The sequence below is a fragment of the Methylibium sp. genome (assembly GCF_013817345.1).
Lineage (GTDB): Bacteria > Pseudomonadota > Gammaproteobacteria > Burkholderiales > Burkholderiaceae_C > Methylibium.
In genome coordinates, this window is sequence record NZ_JACDCW010000013.1 from 15,645 (window position 1) to 33,081 (window position 17,437).

The 17,437-nt window shown below is 67.7% G+C and carries 7 protein-coding genes; 4 read left to right on the forward strand and 3 right to left on the reverse strand.

The features are described from left to right. Positions 1 to 9 precede the first annotated feature (9 nt). Genes H0W40_RS04085 through H0W40_RS04095 form a run of 3 tightly spaced genes read left to right on the forward strand, consistent with a single transcriptional unit; the run spans position 10 to position 12,607 of the window. Positions 10 to 10,251, forward strand: coding sequence for a DUF4347 domain-containing protein (locus H0W40_RS04085; protein ID WP_292443470.1), 10,242 nt, complete (start codon positions 10 to 12; stop codon positions 10,249 to 10,251). Further along, positions 10,248 to 10,526 carry a hypothetical protein gene (locus tag H0W40_RS04090; protein WP_292443472.1) on the forward strand — a complete coding sequence of 93 codons (279 nt, stop codon included), beginning with the start codon at positions 10,248 to 10,250 and terminating at the stop codon, positions 10,524 to 10,526. The genes H0W40_RS04085 and H0W40_RS04090 overlap by 4 nt, the downstream gene beginning before the upstream one ends. Then, positions 10,523 to 12,607 carry a diguanylate cyclase gene (locus tag H0W40_RS04095; RefSeq protein ID WP_292443475.1) on the forward strand — a complete coding sequence of 695 codons (2,085 nt, stop codon included), beginning with the start codon at positions 10,523 to 10,525 and terminating at the stop codon, positions 12,605 to 12,607. The genes H0W40_RS04090 and H0W40_RS04095 overlap by 4 nt, the downstream gene beginning before the upstream one ends. A 13-nt stretch (positions 12,608 to 12,620) precedes the next feature. Here H0W40_RS04095 and H0W40_RS04100 read toward each other — a convergent pair whose 3' ends face one another. Continuing rightward, positions 12,621 to 13,364: a response regulator transcription factor gene (locus H0W40_RS04100; RefSeq protein WP_292443477.1), complete on the reverse strand. Its 744-nt coding sequence runs from the start codon at positions 13,362 to 13,364 to the stop codon at positions 12,621 to 12,623. A gap of 405 nt (positions 13,365 to 13,769) precedes the next feature. On the opposite strand from H0W40_RS04100, the gene H0W40_RS04105 reads away from it, so the two are divergent. Beyond that, positions 13,770 to 14,531: a BTAD domain-containing putative transcriptional regulator gene (locus H0W40_RS04105; protein WP_292443479.1), complete on the forward strand. Its 762-nt coding sequence runs from the start codon at positions 13,770 to 13,772 to the stop codon at positions 14,529 to 14,531. A 13-nt stretch (positions 14,532 to 14,544) separates the two neighbouring features. On the opposite strand, the gene guaA is transcribed toward H0W40_RS04105, so the two are convergent. Beyond that, positions 14,545 to 16,128, reverse strand: coding sequence for a glutamine-hydrolyzing GMP synthase (gene guaA / locus H0W40_RS04110; RefSeq protein ID WP_292443481.1), 1,584 nt, complete (start codon positions 16,126 to 16,128; stop codon positions 14,545 to 14,547). Positions 16,129 to 16,155: 27 nt separating this feature from the next. Further along, positions 16,156 to 17,424, reverse strand: coding sequence for an MFS transporter (locus tag H0W40_RS04115; RefSeq protein ID WP_292443484.1), 1,269 nt, complete (start codon positions 17,422 to 17,424; stop codon positions 16,156 to 16,158). Positions 17,425 to 17,437: the final 13 nt, after the last annotated feature.

The following is a 17,437-nucleotide window of genomic DNA, read 5'->3' on the forward strand; positions in this document are numbered from 1 at the left end:
AGACGCCCGATGCTGCTGCACCGCCTTGCCGCCTGGTTCGACCTCGAGGCCGAACGCTCCGCCGTGGTCGAAGAGTGCGAGCCGCGCATCCTGTACTCGGCCGACCTGAACCCTTTGATGTGGTCCGGCAGCGATGAAGGCGGCAGCACCGGTGCGATCGTCGGCACGCTGGATCCGGCGGCGCCGTCATCGCCGTCGGAACAGAGCTCGCTGCTTCAACAGCAGCAGCAACGCCGCCACGAGATCGTGTTCGTCGATACCCGCGTCGAGAATTACGGGCAGCTCATCGAAGGCATCGACGCCGACGCCGAAGTCGTGCTGCTCGACCGCCACCGCGACGGCATCGAACAGATCGCCGCGCACCTGCGCGGGCGCACCGGCATCGATGCCGTTCACCTGATCGGCGAAGGCAACGCGGCCGAACTGCACCTGGGCAGCGCCTTCGTCACGCAAGGCGCGCTCGATGGTCGGTACGCCGACCTCCTCGCACAGATCGGCCAGAGCTTCTCGTCGGATGCCGACCTGCTGATCTACGGCTGCAACTTCGGCCAGGGCGAAGCGGGGCTGGCCGCCATGCAGACGATGGCGCGGCTCACCGGCGCAGACGTCGCGGCCAGCACCGACCGCACCGGACACGCGGCGCAGTTCGGCGACTGGGAGCTCGAGCGCGCCGTGGGCGGCATTGAGACGGACGTGGTCATCGGTGCACAGACGCAGGCGGCGTGGCAAGGCGCCCTCGCCACCTACACCGTCACCAACATCAACGACAGCGGCGCCGGCTCGCTGCGCCAGGCGATCATCGACGCCAACGCGAACGCCGGGACCGACAACATCTCGTTCAGCATCAGTGCTGCGCTGGTCGGCGGCGCGCACACGATCAACCTCGCCTCCGCACTGCCGACCATCACCGGCACGGTGATCCTCAACGCGGCGACCGAGCCCGACTTCGCCGGCGCGCCCATCGTCGAGCTCAACGGCGCGAGCGCCGGCGTGGGCGCCGATGGACTGCGGCTGGGCGCAGGCTCGGCCGGCAGCACGATCCGCGGACTGGTCATCAACCGGTTCGGCGGCGACGGGATTGAAATAACCGCCAGCAGCGGCGGCAACACCATCGTCGGCAACTACATCGGCAGCAATGTGGCCGGCACGGCCGACCTGGGCAACGGTGAAGCGGGGATCTACGTGCTGTCCGGCAGCAACCTCATCGGCGGCACCACGGCTGCCGATCGCAACGTCGTCTCCGGCAACGGTCTCTCCGGCATCATGCTGGAGGGGGCCGGCGCAACCGCGAACATCGTCCGCGGCAACTACGTCGGTACCAGCGCCAACGGCGCGAGCGGCCTCGGCAATGACGGTGCCGGCGTCGAGATCTATTTTGGAGCCAGCAACAACACCATCGGCGGCACCGCAGCCGGTGCGGGAAACGTCATCTCCGGCAATCGTGACGGCGTTGCGCTCCTCGACACCGGCACGTCCGGCAACGTGGTGCTCGGCAACCTGATCGGTTTGAACGCGGCCGGTAACGCCGCGATAGGCAACGGCTTCGACGGCGTCTGGATCGCCTTCGGCGCCAGCAACAACACGGTTGGCGGCACTGCAGCTGGTGCAGGAAACTATATTTCGGGCAACGTCGATGGCATCAACGTGGAGGGCGTGGGCACCTCTGGCAACCGGGTGTACGGCAACTACATCGGCACCGACAGCACCGGCACCGTGGCTCTCGGCAATACGAGTGACGGCATCGCCATCGGCGACTCCGCTTCCGGTAACAGCATCGGCGGCACCTCGGCAGGCCAAGGCAATTTGATTGCGTTCAACGCGTCCAAGGGAATCCTCCTCCGGCCTACGGCGGGTGTTGGCAATGCGTTGCTCGGCAACTCGATTCACTCCAACGGACAACTCGGTATCGACCTCGACAACAACGGCGTGACCTTGAACGACGCGGGCGATGCCGACACCGGACCCAACAACCTGCAGAACTACCCCGTGCTGACGAGCGCCACCTCGGACGCCACCGGCACCACGATCAGCGGCTCCATCAACAGCGACGCCGGCACCACCTACCGTATCGAGTTTTTCGCCAACCGGCCGAGCGTGGCTGACGCGAACAACGGGGAAGGCGAGCGCTACCTGGGCTTTGCGACCGTCGTGACCGACGGCGCCGGCAATGCGGCGATCAACGCCACGCTCGCCGGCCTGTGGATCAACAGCGGCGACAAAGTCACCGCCACCGCCACGGTCGATCTCGGCGGCGGCACCTACGGCAGCAGCTCCGAGTTCGCCGCGAACGTCACCGCCACCACCAGCGGCATCGTCGTGGTCGACACGATCAGCGATGTCAGCGACGGCAGCACGACATCGATCGCGGCGCTCGGCGCGGGGCGCGGCGCCGACGGCCGCATCTCACTGCGCGAGGCGATCACCGCGACGAACAACACGGTCAACGGCGGCACGCCGGACAAGATTGTCTTCGCCATCGCAGATACGGGGTGGAACACCATCCGCCTCGACTCGGTGCTGCCGACGATCACCGACACGGTGATCCTCGACGCCACCACCGACAACAGTTTCGCCATCAACGGCAACCGGCCCGCGGTCATCCTCGACGGCGAGAACGCCCTCACCGGCCTGGTGCTGGGCAGCACCGCCGACGGCAGCACGATCCGCGGGCTGGTGATCCGCGACTTCTTCGGCGACGGCATTCGCATCGAGGCCGGCTCGGACAACAACACGATCGTGGGCAACTACATCGGCACCCTGACGGGCGCGGGCCTCGACGCTGGCACGGTAGAGCGCAACAGCGGCGAGGGCATCCTCGTGCTGGGCGCCAACAACACGATCGGCGGCACGGTCGCGGCGGACCGCAACGTGATCGCCGGCAACCAGTTGTCCGGCATCGGCATCAGCGGCGTGGGCGCGATCGGCAATGTGGTTCTGGGCAATTACATCGGCACCGACTTCAGCGGCGCGACGGCGCTGGGCAATGCCGGTGACGGCGTGTCCATCTCCGATGGCGCAAGCGGCAACACGATTGGCGGTACGGGCGCGGGCGCGCGCAACGTGATCTCGGGTAATTCCAGCGGGGGCATCAAGATCGACGCAAGCAGCGGCAACGCAGTCGTCGGCAACTACATCGGCACCACTGCAGCCGGCACGGCGGCCCTGGGCAACAGCTTGGCAGGCGTCTGGCTGCTCAATGCCTCGACCACCAACTCCGTGACGGACAACGTGATCTCGGCGAACGGCTGGGAAGGCATCTGGATCGAAGGCGCAGGCACGAACGACAACGCAGTTCGCGGCAACTATCTCGGCACGAATGCGCTCGGCACCCTCGCGCTGGGCAACGTGTTGACCGGTATCACCGTCGGCGGCGGTGCGAGCGGCAACATCATTGGCGGCACCACGCTCGCTGAACGCAATGTGATCTCCGGCAATCTCGACCACGGCATTCTGTTGGTCAGCGCCGGCACCACGGGCAACATCGTCCAGGGCAACTACATCGGCACCAACGCGGCAGGTACCGGCGCCCTGGCCAACGCCGCGAATGGCGTGATGGTCGAAGCCGGGGCGAGCAGCAACACCGTCGGGGGCACGGCGGCCGGCGCGCGCAACCTGATCTCGGGCAACACCGGCAATGGCGTCGAAGTCACCGCCAGCAGCGGCAACTCGATCGTCGGCAACTACATCGGCACCGACGCGGCCGGCACCGCAGCCCTCGGCAACGGCATCGCCGGTGTCAAGCTGTCCAATGCCGCGACGCTCAACTCGGTGAAGGACAACGTGCTCTCGGCCAACGCCGAGGAAGGCCTGTGGATCGATGGCCTCGGCACAGACGGCAACACGGCCCGAGGCAACTACATCGGCACCAATGCGGACGGCACGGCGGCGCTGGGCAATGCCCTTGCAGGCATCTACATCAGCGCCGGCGCCAGCGGCAACACGATCGGGGGCACGGCCACCGCCGACCGGAACGTGATTTCGGGCAACACCAGCTCCGGCATCAGGCTTTTCAATGCCAGCAGCAACGTCATCCAGGGCAACTACATCGGCACCGACGCGGCAGGTGCCGTGGCAATGGCGAACAGCGTCAGCGGCGTGCGCGTCGAGGGTGGATCGGGGAACATCATCGGCGGCACGACGACCGGCGCGCGCAACCTGATTTCCGGCAACACCTTGCGCGGAGTGCACATCACATCGAGCGACATGAACGAGATCGTCGGCAACTACATCGGCACCGACGTCTTTGGCACGACAGCTCTCGGCAACAGCCGACAGGGGGTGCGAATCGACAACGGATCGGAAGACAACACGGTGGCAGGCAACGTGATCTCCGGCAACGCGGAGGAAGGCATCTACCTCGTGAATGCCACCACCACCGGCAACATCGTTCGCGGCAACTTCATCGGCACCGACGCGGGCGGCACGGCCGCGCTGGGCAACGGCTTGCACGGCATCGGGATCGACGGTGGCGCCCAGGGCAACCTGATCGGCGGCACGACGGCGGCCGACCGCAACGTGATCTCCGGCAACGCGAACTACGGCATCGTCATCTTCAACTCGAACACCAACACCGTCCGAGGCAACTACATCGGCACGAACGCAGCCGGTACAGCGGCGATCGCCAACGGCATGGGCGGCGTGCTGCTCGATGCCGGTGCCAGCAACAACAGCATCGGCCAAGGAAGAGCCAACGTCATCTCCGGCAACACGGGCAACGGTGTTCTCCTGCGCGGCGTGGGAACCACGGGCAACGCCCTGGAAAGCAACTTCATCGGCACGAACGCCGCGGGCACCGCGGCGCTCGGCAACAGCGTCGATGGAATCCGGCTGCAGGACGGCGCGGCCAACAACCGGATCGGCGGCCCCTTTGCCGGCCAGGGAAATCGCATCGCGTTCAACGGGGCGAACGGCATCACGGCGCTGTCCACCGCCGGCGCGGGCAACAGTTTCGTGCGCAACATCATCCACTCGAACACATTGCTGGGCATCGACCTAGGCAACGACGGTGTCACCGCCAACGATGCCGGCGATGCGGACACCGGCCCGAACAACACTCAGAACTTCCCGCTGTTGACGGACGTACGAACCGACGAAGCCGGGCAACTCGTCGTCACCGGCACGCTCAACACGGTGGCAAACCGCACCTACCGCATCGAGTTCTTCTCGAACACGACCGGCGATGCCAGCGGTCATGGCGAAGGACAGATCTATCTGGGTTCCCGCAACGTAACCACCGACGCCTCGGGCAACGCCACGATCAGCACCACGCTGTCCGCCACGGTGCCCATCGGCTCCGCGATCAGCGTGACCGCCACGCATGCGCCCACCAGCTCCAGCTTCGCCGACAGCTCGGAGTTCTCGCAGAACTTCGTGGCGATCAGCGTCAACCGAGCGCCGGTCAACACGGTCCCCGGCGCACAGTCGGTCGCCGAGGATACGCAGCTTTCCTTCAGCGGCGGCGCGACGATTTCGGTCGATGACCTCGACGGCAACCTCGTCTCGACCCGGTTGGCCGTGGTGAGCGGCGTGCTGACGGTCAGCCTGGCGGGCGGTGCCACGGTGAGCGCCGGCAACAACGGCAGCACCACGCTCACGCTCGCCGGCTCGCAGGCGCAGATCAACGCCGCGCTGGCGACACTCACGTACCAGGGTGCTGCCGATTTCGCCGGTGGCGACACGCTCACCGTCCTTTCGACCGATGGCGATGGCGCGACGGACAGCGATACCGTCGCGATCACCGTCACGAACGTCAACGACGCGCCCGTGCTCGACAACACCGGCACCATGATCCTGCCGACAATCAACGAAGACGCGATCACGGCCACCAACACCGGCAGCCTCGTCTCCGAGATCATCGCCAGCGCGGGCGGCAACCGCATCACCGATGGGGACGCGAGCGCTGTGGAAGGCATCGCCGTCAACAGCCTGGACAGCGGCAACGGCACCTGGCAGTTCTCGACCAACGGCGGCACTTCGTGGACCGCCGTCGGTGCGGTCTCGGACACGTCGGCGTTGCTGCTGCGGGCGACGGATCGCCTGCGCTTCGTGCCCGACAGGCAGAACGCCGACTCCGCCACGGTGGCCTTCCGGGCCTGGGACCAGACCAGCGGCAGCACGGGCACGAAGGTAGACGCCAGCGTCAACGGCGGCACCACCGCCTTCAGCACGGCCACGGAAACGGCTTCGATCACCGTCACTGCCGTCAACGACGCGCCCGTGGTTGACAACGGAGGCACGATGACGCTCACCACGATCGACGAAGACGCGGTGAACAACAGCGGCAACACGGTCGCCGAAATCATCGCCAGCGCCGGCGGCGACCGCATCACCGATGTGGACGACGGGGCGGTGGAAGGCATCGCCCTGGAAAGCCTGAACGCCGGCAACGGCACCTGGCAATACTCTCTCGACGACGGCGGCACCTGGAGCGGTGTCGGCGCGGTCTCGAACTTGTCGGCCCTGCTCCTGGGCGCCGACAATCGGCTGCGCTTCGTGCCGGACGGCGCGAACGCTGACGCAGCCAGTGTCTTCTTCCGAGCCTGGGACCAGACGAGCGGCACGGCAGGCACGAAGGTCTGCGCCAGCACCCTCGGTGGCACCAACGCCATCAGTATTGGTGCCAGAACCGCTTCGATCACCGTGACGGCGGTCAACGACGCGCCCGTGCTCGACAACACCGGCACCATGACCCTGCCGACGATCAACGAAGACGCGATCACGGCCACCAACACCGGCAGCCTCGTCTCCGAGATCATCGCCAGCGCGGGCGGCAACCGCATCACCGATGGGGACGCGAGCGCTGTGGAAGGCATCGCCGTCAACAGCCTGGACAGCGGCAACGGCACCTGGCAGTTCTCGACCAACGGCGGCACTTCGTGGACCGCCGTCGGTGCGGTCTCGGACACGTCGGCGTTGCTGCTGCGGGCGACGGATCGCCTGCGCTTCGTGCCCGACAGGCAGAACGCCGACTCCGCCACGGTGGCCTTCCGGGCCTGGGACCAGACCAGCGGCAGCACGGGCACGAAGGTAGACGCCAGCGTCAACGGCGGCACCACCGCCTTCAGCACGGCCACGGAAACGGCTTCGATCACCGTCACTGCCGTCAACGACGCGCCCGTGGTTGACAACGGAGGCACGATGACGCTCACCACGATCGACGAAGACGCGGTGAACAACAGCGGCAACACGGTCGCCGAAATCATCGCCAGCGCCGGCGGCGACCGCATCACCGATGTGGACGACGGGGCGGTGGAAGGCATCGCCCTGGAAAGCCTGAACGCCGGCAACGGCACCTGGCAATACTCTCTCGACGACGGCGGCACCTGGAGCGGTGTCGGCGCGGTCTCGAACTTGTCGGCCCTGCTCCTGGGCGCCGACGATCGGCTGCGCTTCGTGCCGGGCGGCGCGAACGCCGACGCAGCCAGTGTCTTCTTCCGAGCCTGGGACCAGACGAGCGGCACTGCAGGCACGAAGGTCAGCGCCAGCACCCTCGGTGGCACCAACGCCATCAGTATTGGTGCCAGAACCGCTTCGATCACCGTGACGGCAGTCAACGACGCGCCCGTGCTCGACAACACCGGCACGATGAGCTTGCCGGCGATCACCGAGAACGCCACCAACACCAACGGTCGCCTTGTCTCGGACATCATCCTGAGCGCCGGAGGCAACCGCATCACCGACGTGGACACGGGGGCCCTGGAAGGGATCGCCGTCAACAGCCTGGACAGCGGCAACGGCACCTGGCAGTTCTCGACCGACGGCGGCACCGCATGGAGCAACGTGGGGGCGGTCTCGGACACGTCTGCGCTGCTGCTGCGGGCGACCGATCGCCTGCGCTTCGTGCCCGACACCGAGAACGCCGACACCGCCTCAGTGACTTTCCGGGCCTGGGACCAGACCAGCGGCAGCACCGGCACGAAAGCGGACGCCAGCGTCAACGGCGGCACGACGGCCTTCAGCACGGCCACGGAAACTGCTTCGATCACCGTCACCGCCGTCAACGACGCGCCCGTGTTGGACAACACCGGCACCATGACGCTCACTACCATCGACGAGGATGCGGCGAACAACGGCGGCAACACGGTCGCCGAGATCATCGCCAGCGCTGGCGGAAACCGCATCACCGACGTGGACAACGGCGCGCTGGAGGGCATTGCACTCACGGGGCTCGATGCCGGCAACGGGACCTGGCAGTACTCGCTCGACGGCGGCGGCACCTGGGGCGATGTCGGCCCGGTCTCCGACTCGTCGGCCCTGCTCCTGCGCGCCGGCGATCGGCTGCGCTTCGTGCCGGACGGCGTGGACGCCGACGCAGCCAGCATCACCTTCCAGGCCTGGGACCGAAGCGACGGCACCGCAGGAACGAAGCTGGGCACCAGCCCCGCCGGCGGCACCACGGCGTTCAGCACGGCCGCTGCAACGGCGTCGATCACCGTCACCGCGGTCAACGACGCGCCCGTCATCACCAGCAACGGCGGTGGTGCGACCGCGAGCGTCAACCTGGCCGAGAACAGCACGGCCGTGACCACGGTGACCAGCGGCGACGTCGATGGCGGCGCGCCTTCCTACAGCATCGTCGGCGGCGCCGACGCCGCGCTGTTCCAGATCAACGCCACGACCGGCGCGCTGAGCTTTCGTGCCGCTCCGGACCGCGAAGCGCCGGGTGACGCCGGTGCCGACAACGGGTACGCCGTGACGGTGCAGGTCACTGACGGCGCCGGCGGCAGCGACACGCAGGCCATTGCCGTCACCGTCACCTCGGTCAACGACAACCCGCCGGTGATCACGAGCAACGGGGGCGGCGCTTCGGCCACCGTCAACGTCGCCGAGGGTGGCACTTCGGTCACGACCGTGACGGCCACCGACGCCGACCTGCCGACACAGACCCTCACCTATTCGATCACCGGCGGCGCCGATGCAGCACGCTTCACGATCGACGCGGCCACGGGCGCACTGGGCTTCGTCTCGGCACCCAGCTTCGAAGCGCCCGGCGACACCGGCGCCGACAACGTCTACGACGTGATCGTGCAAGCCAGCGACGGCAGCTTGACCGACACACAGGCCCTCGCCGTGACTGTCACCCCGGTCAACAACAACGCCCCGGTGATCATCAGCAACGGCGGCGGCGCCACGGCAAGCATCAACGTCACTGAGAACAGCATCGCCGTGACCAACGTCACCGCCACCGACGCCGACCTGCCCGCACAGACCCTCACCTACTCGATCGCCGGCGGTGCCGATGCGGCGCGCTTCACCATCGATGCCAGCACCGGCGCGCTGATCTTCGCCTCGGCACCCGACTATGAAGCGCCGGGCGATGCGAACGCCGACAACCTCTACGACGTGCTCGTGCGGGTCAGCGACGGCAGCTTCGCCGACACGCAGGCGCTCAGCGTCACGGTGATCAATGCCAACGAAACGCCGAACGGCCTTGCGCCGGCGGCCGTTCAGATTGAAAACAAGGCGCCAGCCGGCACGGTGGTCACCACGGTGATCGCTTCCGACCCCGATACCGGCGAGACGTTCAGCTATGCGCTGGTGCAGGACGCCGCAGGGCGCTTCTCGATCGATCCGACCAGCGGCCGCATCGTCGTTGCGCCCGGCGCCGTGCTGGACTTCGAGGCACAGGCGAGCTTCGATCTCAGGGTTCGCGTCACCGACACCGGCGGCCTGAGTTTCGAGCAGTCGCTGCGGGTCGCGCTTCGCGAGCCGACGCAGACCGACCCCGGCCCCATGACGCCGCCTGTTCCTGCACCCGAACCGCCCCCGCCCCCCCCGCCCGGCAGCACCGTCCCGCCGGCCCCGCCGCCGGCCGAGCCGGAGCCTGAAACGCCGCCCCCCGCCAGCGGCGATTCGGCCCCGCCAGCCCCGCAGGAAGGCGAAGGCGACGACGGCGGTATCGGCGGTATCGACCCCATGGCGCCCGAGGCCGGCGGGCCGGATGCCGCCGATCCTCGCGGCATCGGCTCGACGCTTCGCGTGCCGCTGCGGGAACGCGACAACGCGGGCGACCTGGCCTCGATCTCCTTCGGCGACTTCACGCTCGGCGAGGCTCCTGCCCTCATCGCCATGAACTGGGATCAGGCGGCCGTCCCGGGGGCACCGAGCCGTCCTTGCGCAGCGCCATGCTGCTGGCGCGCGACACCGCCATCGAGGCCGATGCGACGAGGACGGACCGCCGCGGCGACGCCGCCGGCAGCCCGTCATCCTTCACCGAGGCCGCCCGCGACCCGATCCGGGTGGCCAGCGTGACCTTCACCGCCGGCTTCGTCTGGTGGCTCACGCGCAGCGGCGGGCTGATCACCACCATGCTGATGGGCGTTCCCGCCTGGCGCCACGTCGACCTGCTGCCGGTGCTGGCGCGCTCGAACGACGAAGCCGAAGACGATGACGACCGCGGCGACGACAGCGACGACGACAGCGGTGGCAACTTTGACACCAGCTCAACACCGACCGACCACGAAGACAGCGCGGTGGCCGAGCTCTTCGAAGCCGAAGTCAGCGCGCGCCACTCGGTGATCCGATGAAGAAGCCCAGCCCCCTCCTGCAGATGACGCTTGCGCTGGTCGGTCTTTGCGGCACGCTGGTGCTGCTGGCCGATCTGTTCTTCGGCGTGCTACCCGACAGCACCGCTCAGACCATGGAGTTGCGCAAGCGCATGGGCGAAGCCCTGGCGGTGCAGGTCGCGGCACTCCTGCAGACCGACGACCGGGGAGCGCTGCAGCGCACGCTCGACAGCGTCGCCACGCGCACCGACGACGTCCGCTCGCTCGCCATCCGCCGCGCCGACGGGGCGATCGTGTTGCAGGGCGGCGACCATGCCCGCAACTGGCAAAGCCGCGACACCGACGTATCGAATCTCGAGCAGGTGACGGTGAAACTCAACGCCGACGGCGCGCCCTGGGGCAGCTTCGAGGTGGCCTTCGCCCGGGAGGAAGGCAACGCGGTGCTGCGCCTGCTGCGCCAGCCGCTGATGGTGATGCTGCTGTTCATGTCCGCCGCCGGCATGCTGGTGTTCTGGCTGTACATGCGGCGCGCGCTGCAGCACCTGGACCCGTCTTCGGTGATCCCCGAACGCGTCCAGGGCGCCTTCGACGCGATGGCCGAGGGCGTGGTCGCGCTCGACGCCCGCGGCCGTGTGCTGCTCGCCAACAAGCATTTCCGTGGGCTGCATCCCGAGGCTGCGGCCGTTGGAGTCGGCAGGAACCTGTCGGATCTGCCCTGGCTGTGCGAGAACCTGAGTTCCACTCGCAGCGAGCATCCCTGGGCGCTAGCAATGTCCGATCGCGCCGCCAGTGCGGGCTACACACTGGAGGTCGGCACCGGCAGCCCCGACGCGCGGCAACTGGTGATCAACTGCGCGCCGATCACCGACCCCGGCGGTACCGTGCGCGGCTCTCTCGTGACTTTCAATGACGTGACGGCACTGCAGCGCGCCAACGAATCGCTGCGCCAGACCATGACGGCGCTCACCTCCTCGAACGAAGAAGTGCAGCGACAGAACACCGAGCTCGAGCGGCTGGCCACGCGCGACCCGCTCACCGGCTGCCTGAACCGGCGCGCGTTCCTCGATGCGTTCGAGGCGCGGCTGAGCGAGGCTCACGCCGCGAACAGCCCGCTGAGCTGCGTGATGCTCGACATCGATCATTTCAAGCTCGTCAACGACGACCACGGCCACGTGATCGGCGACCGGGTGATCCAGGAGGTGGCGAAGAAGCTGTTCGACTCGACACGTTCAGCCGACCTGGTCTGCCGCTATGGCGGCGAGGAGTTCTGCGTCGTGCTGCCGGGCCTGGGCATGGCCGCTGCGGCCGCGTTCGCCGAGCGCGTGCGCGAGCGCATCCTCACCGAATGCGGCCCGGGCGTGCGTGAGGTGGAGAACCTGCGAATCACGGTCAGCCTCGGCGTGGAGGCACTGTCGAGTCAAGCCGTTGCCGCGCCGGCGCTGATCGACCGGGCCGACCAGGCGCTCTACCGCGCCAAGCGCTCGGGCCGCAACCGCGTGTGCGCATTCGAGCCGGAGGGCGCCGCGCCTGCCAACTCGAGCGATGCCGATGTTCTGCGCGCTTACCTCACCCCCGCTGCGTTCCAAAGCGCCTTCATGGCGCTGCTGGGCGACGCCAGTGTTCGCTCGGGGGTTCTGAGCGGCGTCAAGCTGGCGGTGGACCCGTACCGGGCCTTGCTGGCCGGCCCGGGGCCGCAGGCGGCGGACCAGGCGGTGCGCATGGTCGCCAGGGTGCTCAAGCAATGTGCGCGGCCCAACGATCTGCTGGTGCGGATCGACGCCGAGCATTTCGGCATCGTCTCGCCGGGCTTGTCGATCCAGGACGCGCTGGCCTTCGCCGAACGGGTACGCGCTCAGGTGCAAAGCGAAGGCGCCGATGCCGCGCAGGAGCACCCCGCGCGCCGGTTGACGGTCACCGCCGGTGTGGACGCGCTGCCCGCCAACGCGCTGGGCGCGTCGACCTTGATCGAGCGTGCCGGCAAGGCGCTGCTGCGAGCCAGGCGCAACGGCAACAACCGGGTCGGCAGGTTCGCCGCCGGCCAGGAAACCATTGCCCTCAATGAAGCGCCGGCATCCGCGAAAACCGAAGAATCGCTCCCGTGACGCGGCGGCAGCTTCAGCCTGGCGAAGCGGCGGCGTCAAAGGCCTCGCCGGCCATCAGCGTGTAGCCCACGCCCCGGATCGTGTGGATCAGCGACGAGCCGCCCGCCACCGCCAGCTTGCGGCGCAAACGGCCGATGTGAACGTCGATGACGTTGTCCAGCGAGGTCGCGCGGCTCTCCACCTGCCAGACCTCGCGCGCGATCATCTCGCGCGTGACGGTGGTCTCGCTGTGCAGCGCAAAGTATTCGAGCAGCACGTATTCGCGCCGCGTCACCTCGATCGGGATGCCGGCGCGGAACACGCGCCGGGCGTTGCGCTCGATCTCGAGATCGGCCACGCGCAATGTCGACGCCCTCGGCAGCGCGTGTGCCGGCACCGCAGCGCCCCAGGCAGGCGCCGCGCCGACCAGTTGCGAGCGCAGCCGCGCGGCAATCTGCGCCAGGGCGAAAGGCTTGCAGGGATCTCGCTTGACCGCGCCTTCGGGAGAGGCACTGCCGGCGCACGCGGTCTGCGTGTCGGTGATGAGCAGCATCGGCAGGCTGTGCGACCCCTCTTCGAGCTGCCGGATCACGCCCGGGCCGCAGACCATCGGCCGCTTTCTCGCGATCAATGCCACGTTCGGGCCCGAACTCGAAGCCGCGGCGATGGCCGACGCGACATCGTGGACAACCTCGACAGAGTAGCCCAGTTCGGCGAACCCGGCTGCGATCGAATCGACGACGCGAGCCTCCTGATCGGCAAGAAACACTCGATGCATGAAACGCTCCAGGGATGTGCCGGCTACTACGACGCCGGCTTGCAAGCGCGTCGCAGAGTGCCGCGACGCTTCGCTGACGGGGCCAAGGTAGGCCGCAGGGCGTTTCAGGCGCGTTTCAGGTGCCGTGCTTCGACTGGAATTGCGCGCAAACGGCAAGGAGTCGTCGCTTCGCCTTCGACGTCGGCGCAACGCGCCCACGCGATCGGGGGGTGCGCAAAGGGGTCACCCGCCGCGAGTCGGTTTGAAATCGGGTTTCGCTTGCAGGAGGGGTCGAGCAAGACCGCAAGCGAATAGTTCGCGCAGTAACCGGGAACCCAGATGATTTCAATGAACAGCGTTGGCGTAGAGCGTTCTGCAGAGCGACGCGGGCTGGACCGACGTGCAGCGGCCAGGCGTTCCGGCTCGGTGTCGTCATGGCCACAGCGCCGCGGCGGCGTGGGCTTGTTCATTGCCCAGGGCATCGTGCTGGACGACGGACAGCGCACTCCCGCACGGCTGCGCGACCGCGCTGCCGTGCTGATGGCCCTGCTCGCAACCGAAGGGCCGCGGCACCGGCAGGCCGTCGCTGCCCTGCTGTGGCCCGACTCCCCGGCCCCTCTGGCGCGCAACAACCTGCGCACGCTGGTGCACCGCCTCGTTCGCCGCCACGGCGAGCCGCTGTTCAGCGAAGGCGAGATGCTTGCGCTCAACCAGAACGTCGTGCAGGTCCATCACGAAACCGCCAACGAGCTCGCCGAACGGGTTGTGTTGCTCGGCGCCGACCGCTGCACGCTGCTGCCCGATGTTTCGCTGGATGTTGTGGAGCAGACGGATTCATGGCTGTCATCGGCGCGCACGCGCCATCGCGAGGCGCAGTTGCGGCTGCTTACCGGCGCCATGGCCCAGGCCGAGCGCCTCGGCAATCACCCTCGCTGGGTGGCCCTGGCCTGCGCCAAGGTCTTGCTCGACCAGACCAGCGAAGCCGCCTACCGTGAACTGATGCAGGCCCACCTGGCGAACGGTGACCGGGGCGCTGCTCTGGCTACTTACGAGCGTTGCCGGGCAACGCTGAGCGAAGCCCTGGGCGTCACGCCCGAGCGGCAGACGCAGGAACTGCATGTGCAGATCCTGAAATCCATGCGCTGCGCAGAGCCCTGCGACACGATGTCCTCACCAGAAGACGCATAGCAGGCCGCGCGCGCTACTCCCACTCGATCGTCGCCGGCGGCTTGCTCGACACGTCGTAGGTCACACGGTTGATACCGCGCACCTCGTTGATGATGCGGCCCGACACTTTCTTGAGCAGCGCATAAGGCAGCTCGGCCCAGTCGGCCGTCATGAAGTCGCTGGTCTGCACGGCGCGCAACGCGACCACGTAATCGTAGGTGCGGCCGTCGCCCATCACGCCCACGCTCTTGACCGGCAGGAACACCGCGAAGGCCTGACTCGTCAGCTCGTACCAGCTCTTGCCGCTGGCCGTGTCGAAAGTGCCACGCAGCTCCTCGATGAAGATGGCGTCGGCGCGGCGCAGCAGCTCGGCGTACTCGGGCTTCACCTCGCCGAGGATGCGCACGCCCAAGCCCGGGCCCGGGAAGGGATGGCGGTAGACCATCTCTGGCGGCAGGCCGAGCGCCACACCGAGCTCGCGCACTTCGTCCTTGAACAGCTCGCGCAGCGGCTCGAGCAGCTTCAGGCCCAGCGTTTCGGGCAGGCCGCCGACGTTGTGGTGACTCTTGATCGACGTCGCCTTCTTGGTCTTGGCGCCGCCGGACTCGATCACATCGGGGTAGATCGTGCCCTGGGCCAGCCACTTGGCCTGCTGCAGCTTGGCCGCTTCGCGCTGGAACACCTCGACGAACTCCCGGCCGATGAGCTTGCGCTTTTGCTCGGGATCGCTCACGCCCTGCAAGGCGCCGAGAAACTGCTCGCTCGCATCGACATGAATCACCTTCGCGTGCAGCTTGCCCGCGAACATCTCCATCACCATGCGGCCCTCGTTCAGGCGCAGCAGGCCGTGATCGACGAACACGCAGGTGAGCTGCTCGCCGATGGCGCGATGGATCAGCGCTGCGGCCACGCTCGAATCAACGCCGCCCGAAAGGCCGAGGATCACCTCTTCGCTGCCGACCTGCTCGCGAATGCGTGCGACGGCTTCTTCGATGTAGTCGCCCATCACCCAGTCGGGCTTGGCGCCGGCGATGTCGAGCACGAACCGGTTGAGCAGCGCGCGGCCCTGCAGCGTGTGCGTGACCTCGGGGTGGAACTGCACGCCGTAGTAGCCGCGTGCCTCGTCGGCCATGCCGGCGATCGGGCAGCTCGGCGTGCTGGCCATCAGCTTGAAGCCGGTGGGCAACTGCGTGACCTTGTCGCCGTGGCTCATCCACACCTTGAGCATGCCGTGGCCTTCGGCGGTTGAGAAATCCTCGATGCCCTGCAGCAGCTTCGTGTGGCCGTGCGCCCTCACCTCGGCATATCCAAACTCGCGGTGCGTGCTGGCTTCCACTTCGCCGCCCTGTTGCACGGCCATGGTGAACATGCCGTAGCAGATGCCGAGCACCGGCACGCCGAGCTCCCACACTGCCTGCGGTGCACGCAGATCGTGCTCTTCGTAGGTGGAGGCATGGCTGCCGGAGAGGATCACGCCCCGGGGTGCAAAGGCGCGGATGAAATCGTCCGACACGTCGTTCGGATGGATCTCGCAATACACGTGCGCCTCGCGCACGCGCCTCGCGATGAGCTGCGTGACTTGCGAGCCGAAGTCGAGGATGAGGATCTTGTCGTGCATGGTGTGAAGGGGATCGGAAGAATTCGTTCAGACGGCGGATTCGGCGGCGGCGCTCGCATGTGCTGCGCGCTCGGCTCTGAAGTGGCGCAGCGCCAGCAGCATGGCCACCGCCTGCAGCGCGGCGCAGAAATAGAACGGCGCGCCGATGCGCCAGTCGCCCGGCGGCAGGTCCGAGACCAGCACCAGCAGCGGCGCGGCGATCACCGGCGCGGCAACAGCCATCAGGCTGTTGAGCGACGACACCGCGCCCAAGGTCTGGCCCTGCGTGCGCGGATCGGCGGCGTTGGAAACGATGCTGTGCAGCGAGGCGGTGACCGCGAAGCCCAGCACATTGCAGCCGATCACGACATACAGCATCCAGCCTTCGCTTGCCGCGCCCCACATCAGGTACGACAGGCTGGACGACACCAAACCCATCACGGCCAGCCGCTGCGCGGAGAAGCGCTTCAGCAGCCGGCCAAGCAGGAAGCCTTGCACGAGCGTGGACATCACGCCCACCGCGAACAGCGACCAACCGTTCTCCAGCGGCCCCCAGCCGAACTTGAAGGTGGTGTAGAGCACCCAGGTGGTATGCAGCATGAACTGCGCCAGGCTCGAGAGCGCAATCACCACGACCAGTGCACCCACGCCCTCGAGCTGCGCCAAACCCTTGAGTGAGCTGATTGGGTTGGCCTTTTTCCAGTCGATGCTGCGACGGCGATCGAGCGGCAGCGACTCGGGCAGCACGAAATAACCGTACAGCCAATTCACGAGCGCCAGGCCCCCCGCCACGAAGAAAGGCAGCCGCACATCGATCGCGCCGAGCAGGCCGCCGAGCACCGGGCCGAGGATGAAACCCAGGCCGAACATCGCCCCCAGCAATCCGAAGCGCCGGGCCCGTTGCTCGGGCGGCGTGATGTCGGCCACATAGGCATTGGCGACGGCCGCATTGGCCTGCATCGCGCCGCCGAACAGCCGCACCGCGATCAGCATCCACAAGGCCGTGGCCAGCGCGGAGGCGAAGAAGGTGAGCGCGAGACCGCAAAAGCCCATCAGCAGCACCGGCCGGCGGCCGTAGCGGTCGGAAAGCGCCCCGAGGACGGGCGAGCCGAAGAAGCTGGCGATGCCGAAAGCGAAGGCCACTGCGCCGTACCAGAAGGCCTGGTCAGCCTGCGAGCCGGTGAAGCCGCCGACCAGCGCCGGCATCACCGGGATGATCAGGCCGATCGACACCATGTCGATCAACACGACGATCAGGATGAACGGCATGGCCGCGGCACGCGCGGGCGGCGCGGCGCCTTCGAGGACCGTGGTCATGTCGACGTCCTTG

Bases quoted from the DNA above. Each gene is read 5' to 3' on its own strand.
- H0W40_RS04085 (WP_292443470.1), top strand. From the start codon at position 10: ATGCTGCTGCACCGCCTTGCCGCCTGGTTCGACCTCGAGGCCGAACGC.
- H0W40_RS04095 (WP_292443475.1), top strand. From the start codon at position 10,523: ATGAAGAAGCCCAGCCCCCTCCTGCAGATGACGCTTGCGCTGGTCGGT.
- H0W40_RS04100 (WP_292443477.1), bottom strand. From the start codon at position 13,364: ATGCATCGAGTGTTTCTTGCCGATCAGGAGGCTCGCGTCGTCGATTCG.
- guaA (WP_292443481.1), bottom strand. From the start codon at position 16,128: ATGCACGACAAGATCCTCATCCTCGACTTCGGCTCGCAAGTCACGCAG.
- H0W40_RS04115 (WP_292443484.1), bottom strand. From the start codon at position 17,424: ATGACCACGGTCCTCGAAGGCGCCGCGCCGCCCGCGCGTGCCGCGGCC.